The sequence below is a fragment of the Roseibium alexandrii DFL-11 genome (assembly GCF_000158095.2).
Taxonomy (GTDB): Bacteria; Pseudomonadota; Alphaproteobacteria; order Rhizobiales; family Stappiaceae; genus Roseibium; species Roseibium alexandrii.
On sequence record NZ_CM011002.1, the window covers coordinates 1221633 to 1239891 of the forward strand.

The window sequence follows — 18259 nt, forward strand, 5'->3', positions numbered from 1 at the left end:
TTTTTCAAATCCCTATTCCAAAGCTTGCCGGCAGAAACACCCGCCTATTGCGGCCGGGTGGTACGGCGAGCTTTGGCAAGATAATAGGAATACTTTCTTATGATGAGCCTTGCTCTCTTGTTGTGCCCTTTTGCGTTCACCATGGGTGCTTTTGCGTTCTCCGGCGCCTTGGTACCAATGGCTGCAAGTCTTGGTGTCACTGTCGGCGAAGCCGCGGCGCTGCAGTCCGGTTTTGCGATTGCCTGCGCGATTTGCGGTCCGGTACTTGCCAAACTGACATCATCACTTCCCCGCAAGCCACTCCTGCTGACGGTCTTGATGTTGATGACGGTCCTCAACGGTCTTTCGGCTATGGTGTCTGGGTATGGCGCGTTGATGGCCTCAAGGGTCTTGGTTGGTGGGGTTGGTGCACTCGCCTTTCCGTTGGCAACAGCGATTGCCTCAGCTGGCGCAACCGAAGACGGCAGACCGGCGGCTGTCGCCAAGGTCTATGCCGGGATACCTCTTGCCATGATCGTCGGCATTCCGGTTGGATCCGTCCTCGGGAATACCATCGGATGGCAGTCCTGTTTCGCGGCAACGGGTATTGTCTCGGCCATGGCCTTCGCGCTGGTTTTGGTGAGTGTGCCCTCCAAAATCCCTTTGCAACAGCATTCTGCCGGGTCTCGTGAGCCTGTTGGTGCGTCCATCGTGGCTCACCTCGGGATCATGCTGATTGCCTCCACGGCCTTGTTTACACTGGTGGGGCTGCTGGGACCAATTATCCGCGCGCTGACCGGGTTTTCAGGACCTGGGATTGCTGTGCTTCAAGTCATTGCCGGGCTGAGCAGTCTTGCCGGGATCAGGCTCGGGGTGAAATACGCGATGGGGCAAAACCGATCGTTGCTTGCAGTCCTGTTCTTGGTCTTGGCTGTTTCACTGGCCGTTGTCGTTCCATCGCTTGGACTTCAACATGCCGGCAGTATCGGACTGGGAACGATCTTCGTGAGTGTGGTCCTTGGGCCTGTTGCCCAGTTTGCCATTGGGGCGACTGTTCAAGCCCGGCTTGCCACCTTGACCGGGTCGTCGGCGACCTTTGTTTTCGCGCTGAATGCATCCATGGTTTACTTTGGTCAGGGCCTTGGAATTGCGCTCGGCGCTGCCGCATTGGATCTCTCAGGAATAGCATCCGCTCCGGCCATAGGAACCGCGATTGCGTTGACCGGCTGCCTGTTCGCCGTATGGCTCGGACACTTCACCAAAAACAATTTTCAAACAGCAAGAGGATAAAATGTCTCCAGTTAACAACGAAGCCAGGTTGGCCGCCTTTGAGGCCCGGGTCAGCCATCATTTCGCCGACAATAACGGCACCAAGATCCATTTTGCCAGCGCAGGCGAGGGGCCGTTGGTTGTGTTTATACATGGGTTCCCTGATCATTGGCTCACCTGGTGGCAACAGATGGATGTATTGTCAAAGACCCACCGCACCGTTGCAATGGACCTTCGGGGTTTCAATCTCTCCGATCATCCGGAAGATCCATCTGCCTACAAACCGGAAACCCTGGCCTCAGATGTCTGTGCCGTGATTGATGCCTGCGGAGAACGCGACGCTGTCGTAATCGGTCATGACTGGGGCGGCTTTGTCGCCTGGCAAACGGCGATGCTGTTTCCAGAGCGGGTGCAGCGCCTCGGGATCGTCAATCTGCCGCATCCCTGGGCCATAGCACGCGAACTTGCGAACAATCCGGATCAACAAAAGGCCAGTGGGTATGCGCGGGTGTTTCAGCAGCCGGGCTCTGAATCCAAACTAGATTTCGATCGGCTCTCTACCTGGATCCATGATCCGGCGTTCCGCACCCGCCATATGGCAGCGATGGAGAGGTCCAATCGCACAGGTATGCTCAACTATTACCGGGTGTGTTTTCCTGTCGAGCCTTACACCGAACGCACCGAGACGCCGCCGCAAATCAAAATGCCGGTTCTCGTCGTTCATGGGACCGAAGACCCTTATGTCCTGACGGCCGGCCATAACAACCTTTGGGAGTACGTGGAGGGCAGTTTGACCATTCGGGCCTGGTCCCGTGTCAGCCATTTTGTTCAACATGATGCCCCAGACCGGCTGACTGCGGCATTGAGGAGCTGGATCGGCGAAACGATCTAGGAGCGCGAGTACTTCGGTGATCTTACATGGGCGTGTTTGTTGACATGGTGCGCCACGCTTTTATCCTGATCCGAGCGGTGATTGGGGATCATCATGACGACCATAAATCATCATATCATCGACCGCGGCGACGGCGCCGCGGTGGAACTGTTTCAGGCGCATCCGATTGGAAGCGGAGAGCCGGCCGGTGCGATATTGTTCGTGCATGGCAACCAGGGTGGTCAATTGACCGGCGCCCGCGAACTAGTGGACCGGGGAACCTTAAGCACGTTTGCCGTTGCCATGAACGTCACAGCAGCAGCTGTGTCTCAACCCGGTTTTGGGGCTTCTGATGGTCCATGTGATTTTTGTGGTCCCAACACCCAAGACGCGATCATCGCGGCATTAAACGCGTTGAAAAATCAACCGTCTATCGACCCGGGGCGCATTGTTCTTTACGGCCACAGCCGGGGCGCTGTGGCAGCCGGTATGGTTGCTGCCCGGTATGACGGCTTGCGGGCTGTGATCCTCTCAAGTGGCGTGTATGATTTGAACGCGTTTCATATGGACTGTGCGGATGGCCTGCGAATAGCTATTGAGACGGAGGCTGGGCAGTCAGCTCAAGCGTTCCATGCCCGTTCAGCTCTGTTTCATGCCGACAAAATCACCACTGAAACTTTGCTGTTGCATGGCCGCCATGATGATCGGGCTCTTGTTGAACAAGCCGAAGCATTCTCGGTCGCGCTTGAAAACTCAGGCGGGAAGGTGGCATTGGAAGTTCTCGAGTGCGGCCACCGGCTGCCCGCGAAAACCCTTAAGGACGTTGTCGAGCCTTTTCTCAAGGAAGTTCTTTCTGCCAAACATTTGATGCACTAGATCACGCACAAAATACGCCACCAACAAACGTCCGGGAGCGACGTTTTTCGCCACTCATCTAGCGTCAGGCGTCGTTGAATTGTTTCGCGTGGTTGATGCTGATTTCTTGCGCAATTTTCGCTGCCCTAGCAATCAACTCGTTGCGGGGTACTCCAACATAAGTTGCAGTGAACACAAGTGGGCTTGGTTGCCATCCCGGATCGAATGATGCAATCCGGCCTTCGGCTACAAGACGGCGGCCCAGGACACTGGGCAGGATGCCAACGCCAATCCCGGACGCAACCATTTCAAACCCGGTCGACAGGGAGTTCGTTGGGAAAACTTGCGTCGAGATGCCGTAAAGATCTCGTAGTTTTTGAACGAGTTCGCGGTAGGGGCGGGAGCTGCGGTTGTAGGTAATGACCGGCACTTGGGAGAGGTCCGGCTCTTCAAGATCCAATGGCCTATACCAGCCGAGATCAAAGGGCGGAAGCGGCAAGTTGTCGGTGCTGTACTCGGAAATTGGCCCCATCAGGATGGTAAGATCGAGCGCCCGATCGAGCAGCATCTCCCGAAGGTTGAACGATGTATCGACCGTGACCTCGATGTTGAGCCGCTGAAACGTCGTGTGAAGCGCTGCGAGAAAGTCCGGCAACCAGGTCTGAGCGATGGTCTCTGCAACGCCCAGGCGGAGCAGGGAACTGATGCTGTCATCGGACATGACATCGCCCTTGATACGCTCCGTGATTGCCATGATCTGTTCCGCATAATCCCGAAGAACCACGCCCTTTGCGGTCAGCGAAACGCCGGTTGTTTCGCGGCTGAAGAGACGCGTGCCGAGATAGTCCTCCAGGCTGGAAATACGGGCAGAAATGGCCGGCTGTGAGATGTTCATCTGTTCGGCGGCCTTGCGAACACCACCCATACGCGCAACCGCCAAAAAAGCTCTAAGCTGTTCAAGTGTCATGCCAAAGAAGTCCAACTTCGTGAGTGATCAGAATTATGGATCACTTTCTGCAAAAAAACACGATTTGACTTGATAATGTATCCGCTGCAGCCTTTTGCCAACAAGGAATTGGGCAACCGATGCAGCAAGATCTCACAAAGTTTTCTGAATTGGCCGGTGCGGACATGGGGCAGGTTCGCGCCGCGATCCGCTCAGGCCGGTACTCGGGGCACACGGCCGGGCTGGCACACGGAAAACTCCAGTGCAACCTTGCGATCCTCCCGGGTGAATATGCAGATTCTTTTCATGAGTTCTGCCGGCTCAACCCAAAGGCTTGCCCGCTTGCCGGTGTCTCAAACCCAGGCGAACCTGTGATTGTTGAGCTCGGCGCAGAAGTTGATATCCGCACAGATGCCGCCCGCTACAATATCTACCGGCATGGCAAACTTGACCAGCAAGTGTCCGATCTGAACGCCTGCTGGCAAGACGACCTGGTGTCCTTTGCAATAGGGTGTTCATTTACCTTCGAGAACGCTCTGAGGCTTGCCGGCGTTCCAATGCGCCATATCGATCTTGACCGAACGGTCCCAATGTACCGTACATCTATCGAGACGCATAAAAGCGGCCCGTTTGGCGGCGGGATGGTGGTTTCGATGCGGCCCATTGCGAAAGAGCGGATCGATGAAGTCTATGAAATCTGCCGCAAATATCCATTGGCACATGGTGCGCCGGTGCATGTCGGCAATCCTGCCGAGATCGGCATTTTGACCATCGATGCCCCGGATTGGGGGAACCCGGTTCCCATTGAGGATGGGGAAGTGCCGGTGTTTTGGGCCTGTGGGGTTACGCCGCAAGTTGCCATCATGACGGCGAAACCACCCTTATCGATCACTCATGCTCCAGGGGCCATGCTGATCGCCGATGTCAGTGAACAAACGGCCCCGCTTTACACTTACAACGACAACTAAAAAACCAACCGCACCAGAGGAACTAGAGATATGAAAAAACTCACGATCTTATCCGCCGTCTCCGCAATCGCGCTCTCCATGGGCACCACGGCCCAAGCCGAAGAACTTGCAGTTGTCGGCAGCTGGAGCGGCCTGCCGCTGCACAAGCAGTTCGAAGCCCCTTTCTGGAACGACAAACTGGGGGAAGTCTCCGGCGGCGAGCTGTCCGCTTCATTGACCACACATGACCAGATGGGCATTTCCGGCGGCGATGTTTATCGCATGATGTCGCAAGGCGTTTTTGATGTCGGCATGACTGTTGCCGACTATGCAGTTTCAGACAGCGTAGCGCTCGAGGCCTTGGACGTTCCGATGATTGCAACTGACGCTGACACTGCAAAAAAGGCGGTCGATGCGGCCCGGCCGATGGTCGATGACATCTACAGGGACGTCTTCAACGCCAAGGTCCTCGGCATTGCGCCGTACCCGCCTCAAGTTGTTTTCTGCAACGCCGAAATCAACTCCCTGGATGACCTTCAGGGCAAGAAAGTGCGCGCGTCCGGCCGGATGACCGCAAAGTTCTTGGAAGCTCTTGGCGCAGAGGGCGTCAACATCGGGTTTGGTGAGGTTCCGGGCGCGTTGCAGCGCGGCGTGGTGGATTGCGCCATTACCGGCGCCGGATCAGGTTACAATGCCGGCTGGTGGGAAGTCTCCACACATCTTCTGCCGATCCCGCTGGGGGGATGGGATCCGGTTGTGACCGCGATCAATCTCGACAAATGGAACACCCTGAGCGATGTACAGAAAGCAGCGCTTGAGAAAGGCGTGAAAGAGAACCTCGAAGACCCGGCGTGGGAAGTTGCTCAAAATGCACTCAATAATGACATCGCCTGCCTCACCGGCAACGGCGAGTGTCCTTATGGCGATGCGCGCGGCCTTGTGCTGGTTGAAGCCACAGACGAAGATCAGGCCAAGGCGAAAGCGGTTCTGATTTCTGAAGTGTTGCCGGACTGGGCTGAACGGGCAGGCGGAGACTGGGCACAGCGCTGGAGCGACAGCGTCGGCAAAGTCACCGGCGTTTCCCTGGAAGCGAAGTAAGGATCTTTCCATGACCTCCTTGGTTCACCTCTTGCGGCGCTTAAACGACCGCGTTGCGATGGGCGTCGGCATTATGCTGCTGGTCTGTGTGGCCTTCACGCTCGTCGAGATCATCACCCGGAAGCTGGGGGCGGGCCTTGGAGGCGTGGACGAGATCTCCGGTTACGTTATGGCTGTCACGACCGCGTGGGGCATCAGTTACGCATTGACGGAGCAGGCGCATGTGCGCATCGACTTGCTGCGTCAGCGTCTTGTCCCGTTCGGCCGTGCGGTCTTTGACGTCATCTCCATGGCATGCCTGGCCGGCACGGCGATTGTGGTTGCCTGGCGCGGGTGGAGCGTTTTGGAAAAGACGCTCTCCACCGGCGCGCGGGCAAACACGCCGCTGGAAACGCCGCTTTGGATTCCGCAAACGCTTTGGTGGCTCGGCTGGGTCTGGTTTGCGATGTCCGCCACCATCCTTCTGGTCTCCGTCGCAGTCCGGTTCGCAACGTCAGATTACAAGTCCGTCGATCAAATCGCCGGTGCCCGGGGGGAAGCATGATTGCGTTCACGTCTTTCGGGCTCCTTGGCCTGCTTGCGCTGTCCATCCCGGTCGGCATCGTCCTTTTCCTGCTGGCTTTCGGCATCGATACGTTTTTCAGCCCGTTTCCGCTGATGCGCGGCCTGGGGCAGGTGGTTTGGTCGTCTTCAAACAGCGCGACCCTAATCGCCATTCCGCTCTTTGTGCTTCTCGGTGAAATACTGGTTCGCAGCGGCGTTGCACGCCGAACCTATTCCGCACTGGAAAAATGGGTTGCCTGGATGCCGGGCGGTCTGATCCACGCGAACATTGCCACGTCGACCATGTTCTCAGCGACTTCGGGGTCTTCCGTAGCAACCGCGGCAACGGTTGCGACAGTCGCAATGCCGCAAGCCAAGGAGCTGGGGTACAATCAGAAGCTCTTTTCGGGGGCCATCGCGGCTGGTGGCACGCTCGGGATCATGATCCCTCCGTCGATTAACCTGATCGTTTATGGCTTTCTGACGGAAAGTTCCATCCCGCAGTTGTTTCTTGCCGGACTTATTCCAGGCCTCGCATTGGCGGGTCTGTTTATGCTGATCACAGTGCTCTTGTGCATCTTCAAGCCGTCACTGGGCGGTCCGAAACGGCCCAGTTCACTGGCTGAAAAGCTCTCGGGGCTTGGCGATCTTCTCCCGATCCTCGGTTTGTTTGCCGCAATCATCGGGTCGATCTATGCCGGGTGGGCAACACCGACGGAAGCCGCAACTGTTGGGGTGGCGCTAGCGCTGCTAATTGCCGCCCAGCAAAAGGCGCTCAATTGGGAGATGCTGTCCGAAGCGTTGCGCGGGGCCGTCAAGACATCGGCGATGATCATGCTGGTCGTCATCGGTGCCTATGTCCTCAATTTCGCCCTGACAGCTGCCGGTGTCAGCCGGTCCTTGCAGAATCTCTTGGGTGGATTGGGACTCGGGCCACTGGAGACGCTTCTGGTGATCATCCTCATGTACATCATTCTGGGCTTCTTCATTGAAACCCTGTCCCTGATGGTTGCGACCATTCCGATCGTTGTGCCGATTATTGTCCAGCTTGGCTACGACAAGATCTGGTTCGGCATCTTGATGATCATACTGGTGGAGATGGCGCTCATCACACCGCCGGTCGGGCTCAACCTCTATGTTGTGCAGGCTGCGCGAAAAACGGGCAGGTTCTCGGATGTGATGCTTGGCTGCATTCCCTACGCTTTGGCGATGCTTGCCATGGTCGGTCTGTTGATCCTGATGCCGCAAATTGCCTTGTTCCTTCCGTCTACACTTTGAGGAAATTCATGAAGTTCACGACAACCGAAGGCGTGCTGGAAAGCACGCCCCAGCGGCTTATTGTTGCCGGATGGACCGGCCGGAACAAAGGGGCCGTTGATCACCATATTGCTGAACTTGAAGCGATTGGTGTTCCGGCCCCATCAACTGTTCCGCTCTATTATCAATGCGCCCCGGAGCTCCTCACCCAGGCACCCCAAATTCAGGTTGTCGGCAAGGAAACGTCCGGAGAGGCTGAGCCGTTTCTTATTGGCATCAACGGCAGGATCTGGTTGGGCCTTGCCTCCGATCATACGGACCGGGCACTTGAAACCTACTCTGTGGCCCATTCCAAACAGATCGCCGCCAAACCGGTCGCCGGTGAACTCTGGCCCTTTGAAAGCGTCCGAGGCCATCCGGACGAGATTGTTCTTCAATCCTGGATCCTGGAGGAGGGGGCGTGGACCCTCTATCAGGACGGCACACTGGCTGCGATCCGTCCGCTTCGTGATTTGATGGATGGTGCAAACTTCCAGGATGGAACAGCCATGCTCTGCGGGACGCTACCGGCAATTGGCGGTGTCCGCCCGGCAGCCGATTTCAAAATGCGTATGTATGATCCAAAAACCTCCCGGGAGATAACTTGGGCCTACAGCACACTCGCTCTGGATGCGGTCGCCTGAGCGGCAATTCTTTATGACCGGAACAAGGTTCCCAACGCACTGCCTGCAGTGTTGCTGTAAATCTAAGCGGTAAAACGTTGCTGCAATGCATCCAAGGCTTGCGCAGGTTCGTATTCCGGAAAATACTTTGCCGTCGCGCTTTCCGGGAGACAGGCTCATTCGCAAGCATACCGCAGACACCGAAAACCGGATAAGGCACTTAAGAACCTTGTTCTTGTCTGACATTCACCTTGGGACCCGCGGGTGCCAGGCGGATGTTTTGCTGGATTTTCTGGCGCTGCACCACGCCGATACGATTTACCTGGTCGGCGACATCATCGATGGCTGGCGGTTGAAGCGCAAAAGATACTGGCCGGAAAGCCATCAAGCCGTGATCGATGAACTGCTGGCGCGCGGCAGGGCAGGCACCAAAATCATCTATTTGCCTGGAAATCACGACGAATTCTTGAAAGACACCCAGCCGCTTCGGTTTGGCTGTGTCGAGTTTACGGAAACCGCGGAGTTCGAGACTGCGGCCGGATACAAGTATCTCGTGCTCCATGGAGATCAGTACGATCTGATCGTGCAGAACGCAAAGTGGCTTGCCTTCTTGGGAGACCGGTTCTATGCGTTTGCCCTGTGGACAAACACATGGGTGAACATTGTCCGCCGGAAATTTGACTTGAATTACTGGTCGCTCGGGGCTTTTGCCAAACAGCATGTCAAACAGTTCGTCAACGTCATCAGCGCGTTTGAGCGTGAAGTGACCATGGATATCAAGAATCGTGGTTTGGACGGCGTTATCTGCGGTCATATTCATCATGCGACCGATCAGGAAATGAACGGCACGCGGTATTTGAACACCGGTGACTGGGTGGAAAGCTGCACGGCCATCGTTGAAAGCCATGACGGCGTTCTGGAGATCATTCGCTGGCGGGCCAGCGGCGCGCATCCTGACGCTGGAAATTCAGGCGGAAGAACGGCCTTGAAACCGGCCGGAAAACTTGAAAGAGAGCGGACCGTCGCTGCATGAAATCACTGCTTTTTGTGTCGGATGCCTGGCATCCTCAGGTCAATGGCGTCGTCCGCACCTTGGAATATACGGCTCGGGAACTGGAAAACCGCGGCATTCGCGTTGAGTACCTGACCCCGAACGGCTTCACCACAATACCGTGTCCAACCTATCCGGAAATCCGGCTGGCGCTGACCACAAGGGGCAGGGTTGGTCAGCGCATCAAGGACTTCGACTGCGACCACATTCATATTGCGACTGAAGGCCCGTTGGGACTTCTTGCGGCAAAGGTCGCTCGCAAGGAAAAACGCTCTTTTACAACAAGTTATCACACCCGGTTTCCGGAATATGTTGCGGCTCGCGTACCGCTCCCCAAAACGCCGTTCTATGCCTGGTTCCGGCGGTTTCACAATTCCGCATCCGGGTGCATGGTCGCGACGGACGAGTTGGAAACCAGCCTTCGGGACCGCAAGTTTCAAAACCTGATGCGGTGGTCCCGCGGTGTCGATACAGACATCTTCAAACCCTATGAGGGCAGTGTCCTGCCTGCCGATCTCCCGAGGCCAATTTTCATGAATGTCGGCCGGGTTTCGGTCGAAAAAAACATTTCCGCATTTCTGGATCTGGATTTGCCCGGTTCCAAGGTTGTCGTTGGGGACGGACCGCAGCTGGAAACCCTTAAGCGGGACTATCCAGATGTCCATTTTACCGGATCCAAAACCGGGGAAGATCTGGCGCGGCATTATGCCAGCGCCGATGCGTTTGTATTCCCATCCCGGACTGACACCTTCGGACTGGTGCTTTTAGAAGCCCTTGCATGCGGAGTTCCGGTTGCGGCGTATCCCGTAATGGGGCCGGTGGATGTCATCGGGGACAGCGGAGCAGGGATTTTATCTGATGATCTGCGGGAAGCTGCTTTGGCCGCGCTCGACATCCCCAGGGATGTTTGCCGCGCTACGGCCCTCAACCAAAGCTGGGCGGTCTGCACAGAGCAATTTTTACAAAATGCCGCCACAGCAGACGCTGCGCATCGTCAAAACGGATCGGTTGTTTGATCTTTGTAGTCTAGTCGACTACCCGGAAACGGACACCTTCTGAGCTGATGTATCTTTTGTCACCATTCCGCTTGAAACTGACACAGCTTGTACCTTTCGCTGGTCCTCTGGGAAAAGTCGAGCAGATCTGGTTTCCGCGAGCCCGCCAGGTTCCATCGACTGAACCAAGAAGCGCCTTGGCCGACACGACGCCGCCTGGCAAATAGCGCATCGTGACCCGCATCCCGAACCGGTGCGTGACAATCGTCCTGTTCAACATCTCGTTCTGTATTTCGCGCGCTGTGAGCGTGTTCGCGACGGCCGTTTTAGGCAGCGAACCCAAAAGCAGCAGGGCAACCAAAAGCGATCTTATCATCATGACCATTCCATCCAATGTCGTGGTGCGATTGAAAGACATGCTCTGGATACGCAAGAAGACGGTGTGCGGACCATTCAGCATAATTGGCAAGTGCGTATGTGGAGGGATCTGCATCCATTAGCACATCAGTTCAGCTACATCGTAGCAAAATACGCATAATCAATATTATGGAATATTTATTATAGCCACAGAAACAGCGGAGTTACGGTCCAACCGGACACTTTGAAACGTAAATTCTCATCGTGTGATATCGACACTGGTTTGCAGTCATCACCTCCGCATCGCACATTGAAACAAACCACGCTCAGGATCTAAGCGCAGAGAACGTCCAGGTCTGCGTCAATGATATGACGAGCGGTCTCGTAATCAAAACCAGCGCGGCACATCGCAGCGATGTCTTTTAAGCGCCGGTCATCCCGTTTAGCCTGATCACGGAACGGTCCGAACCGTCGGCGCTTTGCATAGGCGATCGCGGCTGTGCGATCTTCCGACGTATCTTCGGCAACGACAACTTCGATGATGTGTACTGGAACGCCTTTGGCCCGCAGCTGGGCTTCGATCTTTTTCTTCGACTGACCCTTGCGCCGAAGGCTCGCCAGTTTCATCTCCGCAAACCCGCGGTCATTGACCATGCCATTGCGGACGCATTTCGCGACGATCGTTTCGATGAGGTCGCGATACTCATCCGGCGGCAAATCGAGCGCATGACACGCGCGGGAAACCTTGCGCTCAAGCACTCTTCGCAAATTGGCCTCGGTACTCGCGTACCGCTCAAGATAATGAACGGCCGACCGGGTCAATCGGTCTTCTGTCGGGATCTTGTATCGCCGTTCAGCCGGCATCCGCCGCGATCCTGGGCATGGTTTCCGCCAATGCACCGTCGATCAGAACTTGAAGACCATCAAAAGCCGGCTCGATGCCATCCGGCAGCTCAGCTTTCAGCGTTTCATAATCCAAATCGTTGTGAAGATTGGTGAAAATCGCGTGTTTGGGCGCAAGGTCCTTTGTCCAGCTGAGCGCGTCGTCCAAATTGAAGTGGCTGGGGTGCGGATTGCGGCGCAAACAATCCAAAATGAGCAGATCCAACCCGGTCAAAAGATCGAAACTTTCACGGGAAATATCTGAAACATCGGGGACATAGGCCGTGTTTCCAATCCGAAACCCAAGGGCATTGATTTCACCGTGAGTAACTTCGACCGGCAAAAACTCAATCGCACCGCCGGGTCCTTCGATCACAACCGGCGTCCCCGCCGTCATAGCATGCCGATCGAGAATTGGCGGATAGCTGGAGCCTTTGGGCGTTTCGAAACAATAGCCGAATGCGGCCATCGCCTTGTCGAATGTCGCGATATCCATGTAGACCGGGATCCGCCGCCGATCGCGGACCATGAACGCCCTCAGATCATCAATCCCGTGAAGATGGTCAGCATGTGCATGGGTGTAAAGCACGGCGTCCATACGCTGAACATTGGCACCAAGAAGCTGATCGCGCAGGTCCGGGCCAGTGTCGATCAACACCGTTGTGCAATCGTTATCCCCAAACTTTTCCACAAGTAGTGAACAGCGCCGCCGGCGGTTCTTAGCCTCCTTAGGATCGCATTTTCCCCAGTCGTTCCCGATCCGTGGAACGCCGCCGGAAGACCCGCAACCGAGGATGGTCAGTCGGACACTCATGCTGCGCCCGCTACTTCGTTCGAAACACTTTCTGGCTTCGGTACTTTTTTGAAAAGACGGAAGAAGTTTGCTGTGGTCTGTCTGGCGATTTCTTCCTCGCTCACGCCGCGAACCTCCGCCAAAACTGCCGCTGTCATTGCGGTGTAAGCCGGCTCATTTCGTTTGCCGCGTCGCGGCTGGGGGGCAAGGTAAGGGGCGTCGGTTTCCACAAGCAGCCGATCGGCCGGCAACTCCCGGGCGATGTCGCGCAACTCCTCGGATTTTTTAAACGTCAGGATGCCGGAGAACGATACGTAGAGGCCAAGTTCAATTCCGGTCAGAGCAAGATCGCGGCCAGACGAGAAACAGTGGAGCAACGCAGGGAAGGTTCCCTTCCCCATTTCCTCGCGCAGGATCGCCGCCATGTCGTCATCCGCATCGCGGGAATGAATGACCAAAGGCAAACCAGTCTGCCTCGCTGCCTCGATATGGATCCGCAGGCCTTCTGCCTGCGCGTCCCGCGGCGCCTTGTCATAAAAGTAGTCGAGACCAGCTTCACCAATGGCGACAACTTTCGGATGCTCGGCCAGTTTGACGATCTCATCGACCGGGATACCGCGTTCGGTGCCTGCATTGTGCGGATGGGTGCCGACAGAACAGTAAACCTCCGGGTAGGCTTCAGCGATGGCGCGCACCTGATCGAACTTGCGGACATGTGTGCAAATCGTCACCATCAACTCGACGCCCGCTTCTTTTGCCCGGGCAATAAGCTCGTCGCGCTCACCGTCAAAGTCTGGAAAATCAAGGTGGCAGTGGCTGTCAACAATCATGGAATGCCATTCTGAACGCTTCAGGTGGTGTTTTCAAAGAGGTACATACGGTGCTGGTGATCGAAAAACCAGACATCAAATTTACGCAAGTTATGTCCGCACGGACCGGAGTTTTAAAAAGAAATCCAGAACAACCTGTTTGCGGTCGAGATTAAGCGCATCAGATTCAGCGATCGCTTTTCGTGTGCCTTCCCAGAGTTTCACATAGGCATAGGCGGCGCCGGTGCCGGCTGCAATCGACCCGCGCATTTGACCATGCAGCCAGGTTTCTGCGACGTGCTGGAAACTTTCCCAGTTGTCGGTTTGACCGCGGGCGGCCACCAAATCAGACAAGGCGTGGAGGGCTTTCAGATCCATCTGACTGCCGGCCTCCGCCAGTTTCCTTGTGCCTTGGGTAATCGCCAAACCATCGCCTGCCAAGAGGGTCAATGCGGCTCTTAAGCTGCCATCGGCGGTCCGAGCGATTTCAGATAGCCCGCTCGCATCCGGGATCGCGTGTCCAGCAAGATCGCGCAGGCCGTTGGCTATGTCGGTTTCAGAGAGCGGAGCCAAGTCTAACCGGCGGCATCTGGACCTTATAGTGGGGAGCAATCGGCCAGGCGCATGGCTCAAGACAAGGAACAAACACCGCTCAGGTGGCTCTTCAAGTATTTTCAATAAAGCATTGGCAGAGCTTGCATTCATATCGTCCGCAGCGTCGACAATACAGACCCGCCAGGCCCGCGCTGATGCGGTTGTTCCGAAGAAGCTGACGGTTCGCCGAACCTCATCAACAGGAAGATCGGTTTTGAACCGTTTGCCCTTGTCATCCCATGGCCGGCGCAAATGCAAGATGTTCGGATGCCCGCCAGCGGCGACCTGCCGGACGACAGGATGGTCTTCCGGAACACTGAGATCCTGAGCCATCGCCGCTTGCGGCCCAAACCGGTCCGGATGCGCCAGAACAAACTTGGCAAAGCGAAATGCCAGTGTTGCTTTGCCGATACCTTTCGGTCCGCCCAGGATCCAGGCGTGGTGCAGCCGCTCGGAGCGGTAAGCGTCCAGAAGGCTCGTCTCCGTCTCACCATGACCGATCAAAACATTGCGCTGGTGCGGCAAGGGAACACCCGGCAGGGCATCAACTTCAGGGGTCTCAATAGGTTCGTTCTTGCGCGCCAAGGTCAGTCGGCCTCCTGCGCCGGGGTGTCTGTGGTCAACTGATCCTGAAAGGCAGCCTCCACAGCGGATTGAATGGATGCGCTGACAGCCTCCAAATCCTTCGACCCGTCGATGACAGCAAAGCGGTAAGCTTCTTCCGCAGCCAAATCCAGAAACCGTTTTCGGCGGCCTTCATGGACACGAAGAGCCTCGCCCTCGAAGCGATCCGGACCACCGCTTGTGTCTGTTTTCGCGCGTTCTTGAACCCTGGCAAGGCCGAGTTCGGCCGGCACATCAATCAGGATTGTCAGTTCTGGCCGGACACCGGCCACAGCTGCCGTTTCCAGGAGTCTCAGATAGTTGAGATCTACGCCAGCCTCCCCCTGATACACCAACGTGGAATCAGAATAGCGGTCGCACAGGACCCAATCGCCGCGGTCTAGCGCTGGCTTGATCAGCGTGTCCACATGATCTGCACGCGCAGCAGCGAAGAGCATTGCCTCGCCGCGCGGGCCGAGATCACGGGCTTCACCGGACAGGAGCATGGCGCGGATTTTCTCAGCGCCCGGCGAACCACCTGGTTCCCGCGTGACGATGACCGTCTTACCCAGACTTTCAAGAAAAGCCTTCAACCGGGCAATTTGGGTGGACTTGCCAGCCCCCTCACCGCCTTCGAAACTGATAAAGTGTCCCTGCACCTGGATCCGGCCCTGTTTTCTTTTTCCGCTGTTTGCCTTGCCGGGCTGAACGGGGGTTTGTCAACCGGCGGGTTTCAGGAATTTGTTATCCGATCCAGCCAAACAGAAGTTCTTGCACGCTGTCCAGCGCCTTGCCGACGAGGCCGCCTTCCGGAACGGATGCGCCGGTGACGAGTGGTGCCCTGTGAACCACGCCGTCCTGGCCGATTACCTGAAGTTCTCCGGCAGGGGTGCCAGCTGCAATCGGCGCTACAAGCGGGCCTAGATAGACAACGCGTAACCGGTATTCCAGGGTTCCGCCGCGCGGCAGAAATACATCAATATCTGCTTCAGAAATTAGCGGGACAGTGCCGTCGACACCGCCAAAGACACGGCCCTCGGCCACCGTCTCTCCGGCTGTAAAAACGGTTTTAACGGCATAAAATTCCCAGGTTCCCTCGAAGATTTCTTTCAAGGCGGCCAGGCGGTGATTGTCTGATGTCAGCCCGGCAACTGCGGCTATGATCCGGCGGCCATTGCGGTCAATCGATCCCAGGCCAGAATAGCCGTCTTCGGAATGTGCGCCGCCACCAAGCCCATCAAGATTTCGGATTTCGCCAAGGAGCGGGTTCTTGTTACGCTGGAAGATATTGTTCCAGGTGAATTCGGGGATTGCGAACATCGAATAGCGTTCGGTATGCTCCTCAACGAGGTATTCGCCAAGACGCACCTGATCGCGCACCGTCGTGGTGCTGACGGCCTCTTCATACCCGGTTGGATTGCCAAAGTTGCTGTTCGCCATACCGATTTCGGCAGCGAGCGCGTTCATCCGGTCAGCGAAGGCGGTCTCGGAGCCGTCCAAACACTCAGCCAGAATGATGGCAGAATCGTTGCCGTTGTGGACCAGTAGGCCTTTCAGCAAATCCTCGACCGAGATCTCTGACTTGATTGCGGCGAACATCGTGGCACCCCGGCCAGACGGGGCACCACCTGTCCGCCATGCGTGCTCACTGACAGTGCACAGTTGATCCTGCGTCAGCTCGCCGTCCGACAACGCCTTGAAGACCGTGGCCGCGGTCATGACCTTGACCAAAGCACCCGGCGCGAAGGGAACGTCAGCATCCTTCGCGAACAGAACGGTGCCAGATGCCGGTTCATAAAGAAGCGCTTTGGGGGCCTTGGTGGTGAGCTGCTCTGCCTGAACGCCGACGATAGCAAAAGCCAACAACAATACCGCTGCAGACCACCTTGTCAGGGCGGTCCGGCATTTTCGTATCAAATTCGGGATATGCGGCCCGCGGCTGAAGATACGTCGCATCATCAGCCCCGATCAATCAGTCAACAGCTGCCTGGCGTGCAAGCAGTTTCAAAGACAAACCGGACCCGGAGGCGAAGGTCAGCATCTCATGGGCATCCGACACACGCTGGTTCGCCATGTAGGAGGAGATAGCACTGCCCGGGGTAAGACCCTGGTCATCCGGTACGGTCAACGTTCCAAGTACGCCGTTTTCCGGCGCACGGGCGGCCGATTGCGGCTCAAACCGATTGTTTGCTGCCACCTGAACACTGTTGGAGCCCGCCTCAAAGGCGATTGCCGGATCAAACGCAGCTGCAATCGTGGTTCCCGGTGTTGCCACTGACGCAAGCGTTGCAGACGGCCTGTAAGGCCGCGGTGGCGGGGCTTGCGTTGGACCAACAACAAGGCGCGGAGCATTTTGCGCAATCAAAGTGCCCGGACGACTGGTGCCCGGCTGAACTGCACCTGGACCGTTGTACGATGCCATCAGGTAGGTTTCATCCTGGCCATGAAGTGGCGCACGGCCAACATACTCGACCTTGACCTTGGCAACACCAGCACTCTTGGTGTCGAGCATGTTCGCAACCCGTTCAGACAGATCGATGATGCGGTTGCCGTGGAATGGACCCCGGTCGTTGACCCGCACGATCATTGACCGGCCGTTGTTCAAGTTGGTGACACGGGCGTAGGACGGCAACGGCATTGTAGTATGCGCAGCTGTCAGAGCGTTGCGGTCAAAGACCTCGCCGTTCGCAGTTTTGCGGCCGTGAAACGTCGGTCCGTACCAGGATGAAAGCCCAACATTTTTGTAGTTCGGCTCGTGTTTCGGGTAATACCACTTGCCGGCAATCTTGTATTTCTTGCCAACGACGTAACGACCGCCGCCTTTGGGAACGGGCTTTCCGGCAGCAACCACTTTCGGGCTGCCTTTAACACCATATTTTTTCGGGCTGAATTTCGCTTTTTCTTGCGGTGCGGATCCGCAGGCCGCGACAAATCCGGCGGCGGCTGCAACCATCAAAAAAGTGCGCATTTGCCGCATCACAGAGCCCGTCCGGTCATTTCGTGAAGAAATAATGCCAGTGTCTTCGATAGACTTGTCATTCGAGCGCCAAGTCTGCCCGCCGATCCCATGCATCCCGCCATCCTACTCACAACGCGCTGGCAGCCCCTGAGCTCACGCGACTATTGATCCGGCCGTCCGGCAACCGGTTTCAAAGGTGTGCCCGGCAACTTGCCGGAAATGTAGACGCACTGCCCCCGCGATGCATCCCTAACCACACGCCATGTAACGGCAAACGTCTTACTTCAAAGTAAACCGCCCGTCGACCCTGCAATGCCGACGAACGCATCCCAGCGGAGACTTTCCACCGGTTCGTTTGACGGAAAAGCAAAACCGTGGGCCTTAAGCACTTGCAATAACAGACCAAATTATGTGGATCTACAAGCGTTACAGTTTGTTGCTTAAAGATCACGGGTACAGATTTATCGCCAAATGGCCGGGATGTGACACACATCACAACGTGCATTCGGGCCGCCTCGTAAGGTGTGTTCATTGCTGGTGACCGCCCTGTCACAAGCAATGCTGGACCCACCTCCAGCTTAAGGCCGCCGGTTCGACCCCTGCCCACGACACTGGACCGGCGGCCACTTCGATCCTCCCGGGTGTTGGTCTCAAGATGGTGGCCTCACAGCCCCCCATCCAGGCTGCCATTTTAATCAACGCCCGGGACGGTCCAAATTTTCTCAATTTAGTTTATCGAACGCGTGTTTCGGCCCGGCATAAGGCGCGCGGACACAGGCTGTCGGTGGA

At 56.5% G+C, this 18259-nt stretch carries 19 protein-coding genes; 10 read left to right on the forward strand and 9 right to left on the reverse strand.

The window, feature by feature from the left end:
• Nucleotides 1–99: 99 nt before the first annotated feature.
• From SADFL11_RS05690 to SADFL11_RS05700, 3 genes are all read left to right on the forward strand, one after another.
• Nucleotides 100–1269: an MFS transporter gene (locus SADFL11_RS05690; RefSeq protein ID WP_040450463.1), complete on the forward strand. Its 1170-nt coding sequence runs from the start codon at nucleotides 100–102 to the stop codon at nucleotides 1267–1269.
• Between the two features lies 1 nt (nucleotide 1270).
• Nucleotides 1271–2140: an alpha/beta fold hydrolase gene (locus tag SADFL11_RS05695; RefSeq protein ID WP_050775941.1), complete on the forward strand. Its 870-nt coding sequence runs from the start codon at nucleotides 1271–1273 to the stop codon at nucleotides 2138–2140.
• A 93-nt stretch (nucleotides 2141–2233) separates the two neighbouring features.
• Nucleotides 2234–2995 (forward strand): alpha/beta hydrolase family protein, encoded by a 762-nt coding sequence (locus SADFL11_RS05700; protein WP_040450461.1) that lies wholly within the window; start codon nucleotides 2234–2236, stop codon nucleotides 2993–2995.
• Nucleotides 2996–3059: 64 nt separating this feature from the next.
• Here the strand turns inward: SADFL11_RS05700 and SADFL11_RS05705 are convergent, their stop codons facing one another.
• Nucleotides 3060–3941: a LysR family transcriptional regulator gene (locus SADFL11_RS05705; protein WP_040450459.1), complete on the reverse strand. Its 882-nt coding sequence runs from the start codon at nucleotides 3939–3941 to the stop codon at nucleotides 3060–3062.
• Nucleotides 3942–4060: 119 nt separating this feature from the next.
• Here SADFL11_RS05705 and SADFL11_RS05710 point away from each other — a divergent pair, with 119 nt between their 5' ends.
• The 7 genes from SADFL11_RS05710 (at nucleotide 4061) to SADFL11_RS05740 (ending at nucleotide 10494) form a co-directional block, all read left to right on the forward strand.
• A complete protein-coding gene (locus SADFL11_RS05710; protein ID WP_008192863.1) occupies nucleotides 4061–4888 on the forward strand; it encodes a putative hydro-lyase in 828 nt (275 codons plus the stop codon).
• Between the two features lie 30 nt (nucleotides 4889–4918).
• Entirely contained in the window at nucleotides 4919–5965 is a 1047-nt protein-coding gene (locus SADFL11_RS05715) for a TRAP transporter substrate-binding protein (RefSeq protein WP_008196861.1), read from the forward strand.
• A gap of 10 nt (nucleotides 5966–5975) precedes the next feature.
• Nucleotides 5976–6509, forward strand: coding sequence for a TRAP transporter small permease subunit (locus SADFL11_RS05720; protein ID WP_040450456.1), 534 nt, complete (start codon nucleotides 5976–5978; stop codon nucleotides 6507–6509).
• Entirely contained in the window at nucleotides 6506–7786 is a 1281-nt protein-coding gene (locus SADFL11_RS05725) for a TRAP transporter large permease (protein ID WP_008189920.1), read from the forward strand. The genes SADFL11_RS05720 and SADFL11_RS05725 overlap by 4 nt, the downstream gene beginning before the upstream one ends.
• Before the next feature lie 8 nt (nucleotides 7787–7794).
• A complete protein-coding gene (locus SADFL11_RS05730) occupies nucleotides 7795–8448 on the forward strand; it encodes a DUF2848 domain-containing protein (protein ID WP_008194720.1) in 654 nt (217 codons plus the stop codon).
• 85 nt (nucleotides 8449–8533) lie between these two features.
• Nucleotides 8534–9460 (forward strand): UDP-2,3-diacylglucosamine diphosphatase, encoded by a 927-nt coding sequence (locus SADFL11_RS05735; RefSeq protein ID WP_008195889.1) that lies wholly within the window; start codon nucleotides 8534–8536, stop codon nucleotides 9458–9460.
• Complete coding sequence (locus SADFL11_RS05740; protein ID WP_008195704.1) at nucleotides 9457–10494, forward strand: glycosyltransferase family 4 protein; 1038 nt, start codon at nucleotides 9457–9459, stop codon at nucleotides 10492–10494. The genes SADFL11_RS05735 and SADFL11_RS05740 overlap by 4 nt, the downstream gene beginning before the upstream one ends.
• A 10-nt stretch (nucleotides 10495–10504) precedes the next feature.
• Here SADFL11_RS05740 and SADFL11_RS05745 read toward each other — a convergent pair whose 3' ends face one another.
• From SADFL11_RS05745 to SADFL11_RS05780, 8 genes are all read right to left on the reverse strand, one after another.
• Nucleotides 10505–10852, reverse strand: a complete 348-nt coding sequence (locus tag SADFL11_RS05745; protein ID WP_134852919.1) for a hypothetical protein — start codon at nucleotides 10850–10852, stop codon at nucleotides 10505–10507.
• Between the two features lie 311 nt (nucleotides 10853–11163).
• Nucleotides 11164–11694 carry a regulatory protein RecX gene (locus SADFL11_RS05750; RefSeq protein WP_040450452.1) on the reverse strand — a complete coding sequence of 177 codons (531 nt, stop codon included), beginning with the start codon at nucleotides 11692–11694 and terminating at the stop codon, nucleotides 11164–11166.
• The gene (locus SADFL11_RS05755; protein WP_040450450.1) at nucleotides 11684–12526 is read right to left on the reverse strand and encodes an MBL fold metallo-hydrolase; all 843 of its coding nucleotides are present in this window, start codon (nucleotides 12524–12526) and stop codon (nucleotides 11684–11686) included. Before SADFL11_RS05755 ends, SADFL11_RS05750 begins: the two co-directional genes overlap by 11 nt.
• Nucleotides 12523–13335: a TatD family hydrolase gene (locus tag SADFL11_RS05760; protein WP_008189371.1), complete on the reverse strand. Its 813-nt coding sequence runs from the start codon at nucleotides 13333–13335 to the stop codon at nucleotides 12523–12525. Before SADFL11_RS05760 ends, SADFL11_RS05755 begins: the two co-directional genes overlap by 4 nt.
• A gap of 90 nt (nucleotides 13336–13425) precedes the next feature.
• A complete protein-coding gene (locus SADFL11_RS05765) occupies nucleotides 13426–14493 on the reverse strand; it encodes a DNA polymerase III subunit delta' (protein ID WP_008189291.1) in 1068 nt (355 codons plus the stop codon).
• A 2-nt stretch (nucleotides 14494–14495) separates the two neighbouring features.
• A complete protein-coding gene (gene tmk, locus SADFL11_RS05770; protein ID WP_008194741.1) occupies nucleotides 14496–15170 on the reverse strand; it encodes a dTMP kinase in 675 nt (224 codons plus the stop codon).
• Nucleotides 15171–15255: 85 nt separating this feature from the next.
• A complete protein-coding gene (locus tag SADFL11_RS05775; protein WP_209002740.1) occupies nucleotides 15256–16374 on the reverse strand; it encodes a D-alanyl-D-alanine carboxypeptidase family protein in 1119 nt (372 codons plus the stop codon).
• Between the two features lie 109 nt (nucleotides 16375–16483).
• Entirely contained in the window at nucleotides 16484–17479 is a 996-nt protein-coding gene (locus tag SADFL11_RS05780; RefSeq protein WP_209002741.1) for a septal ring lytic transglycosylase RlpA family protein, read from the reverse strand.
• Nucleotides 17480–18259: the final 780 nt, after the last annotated feature.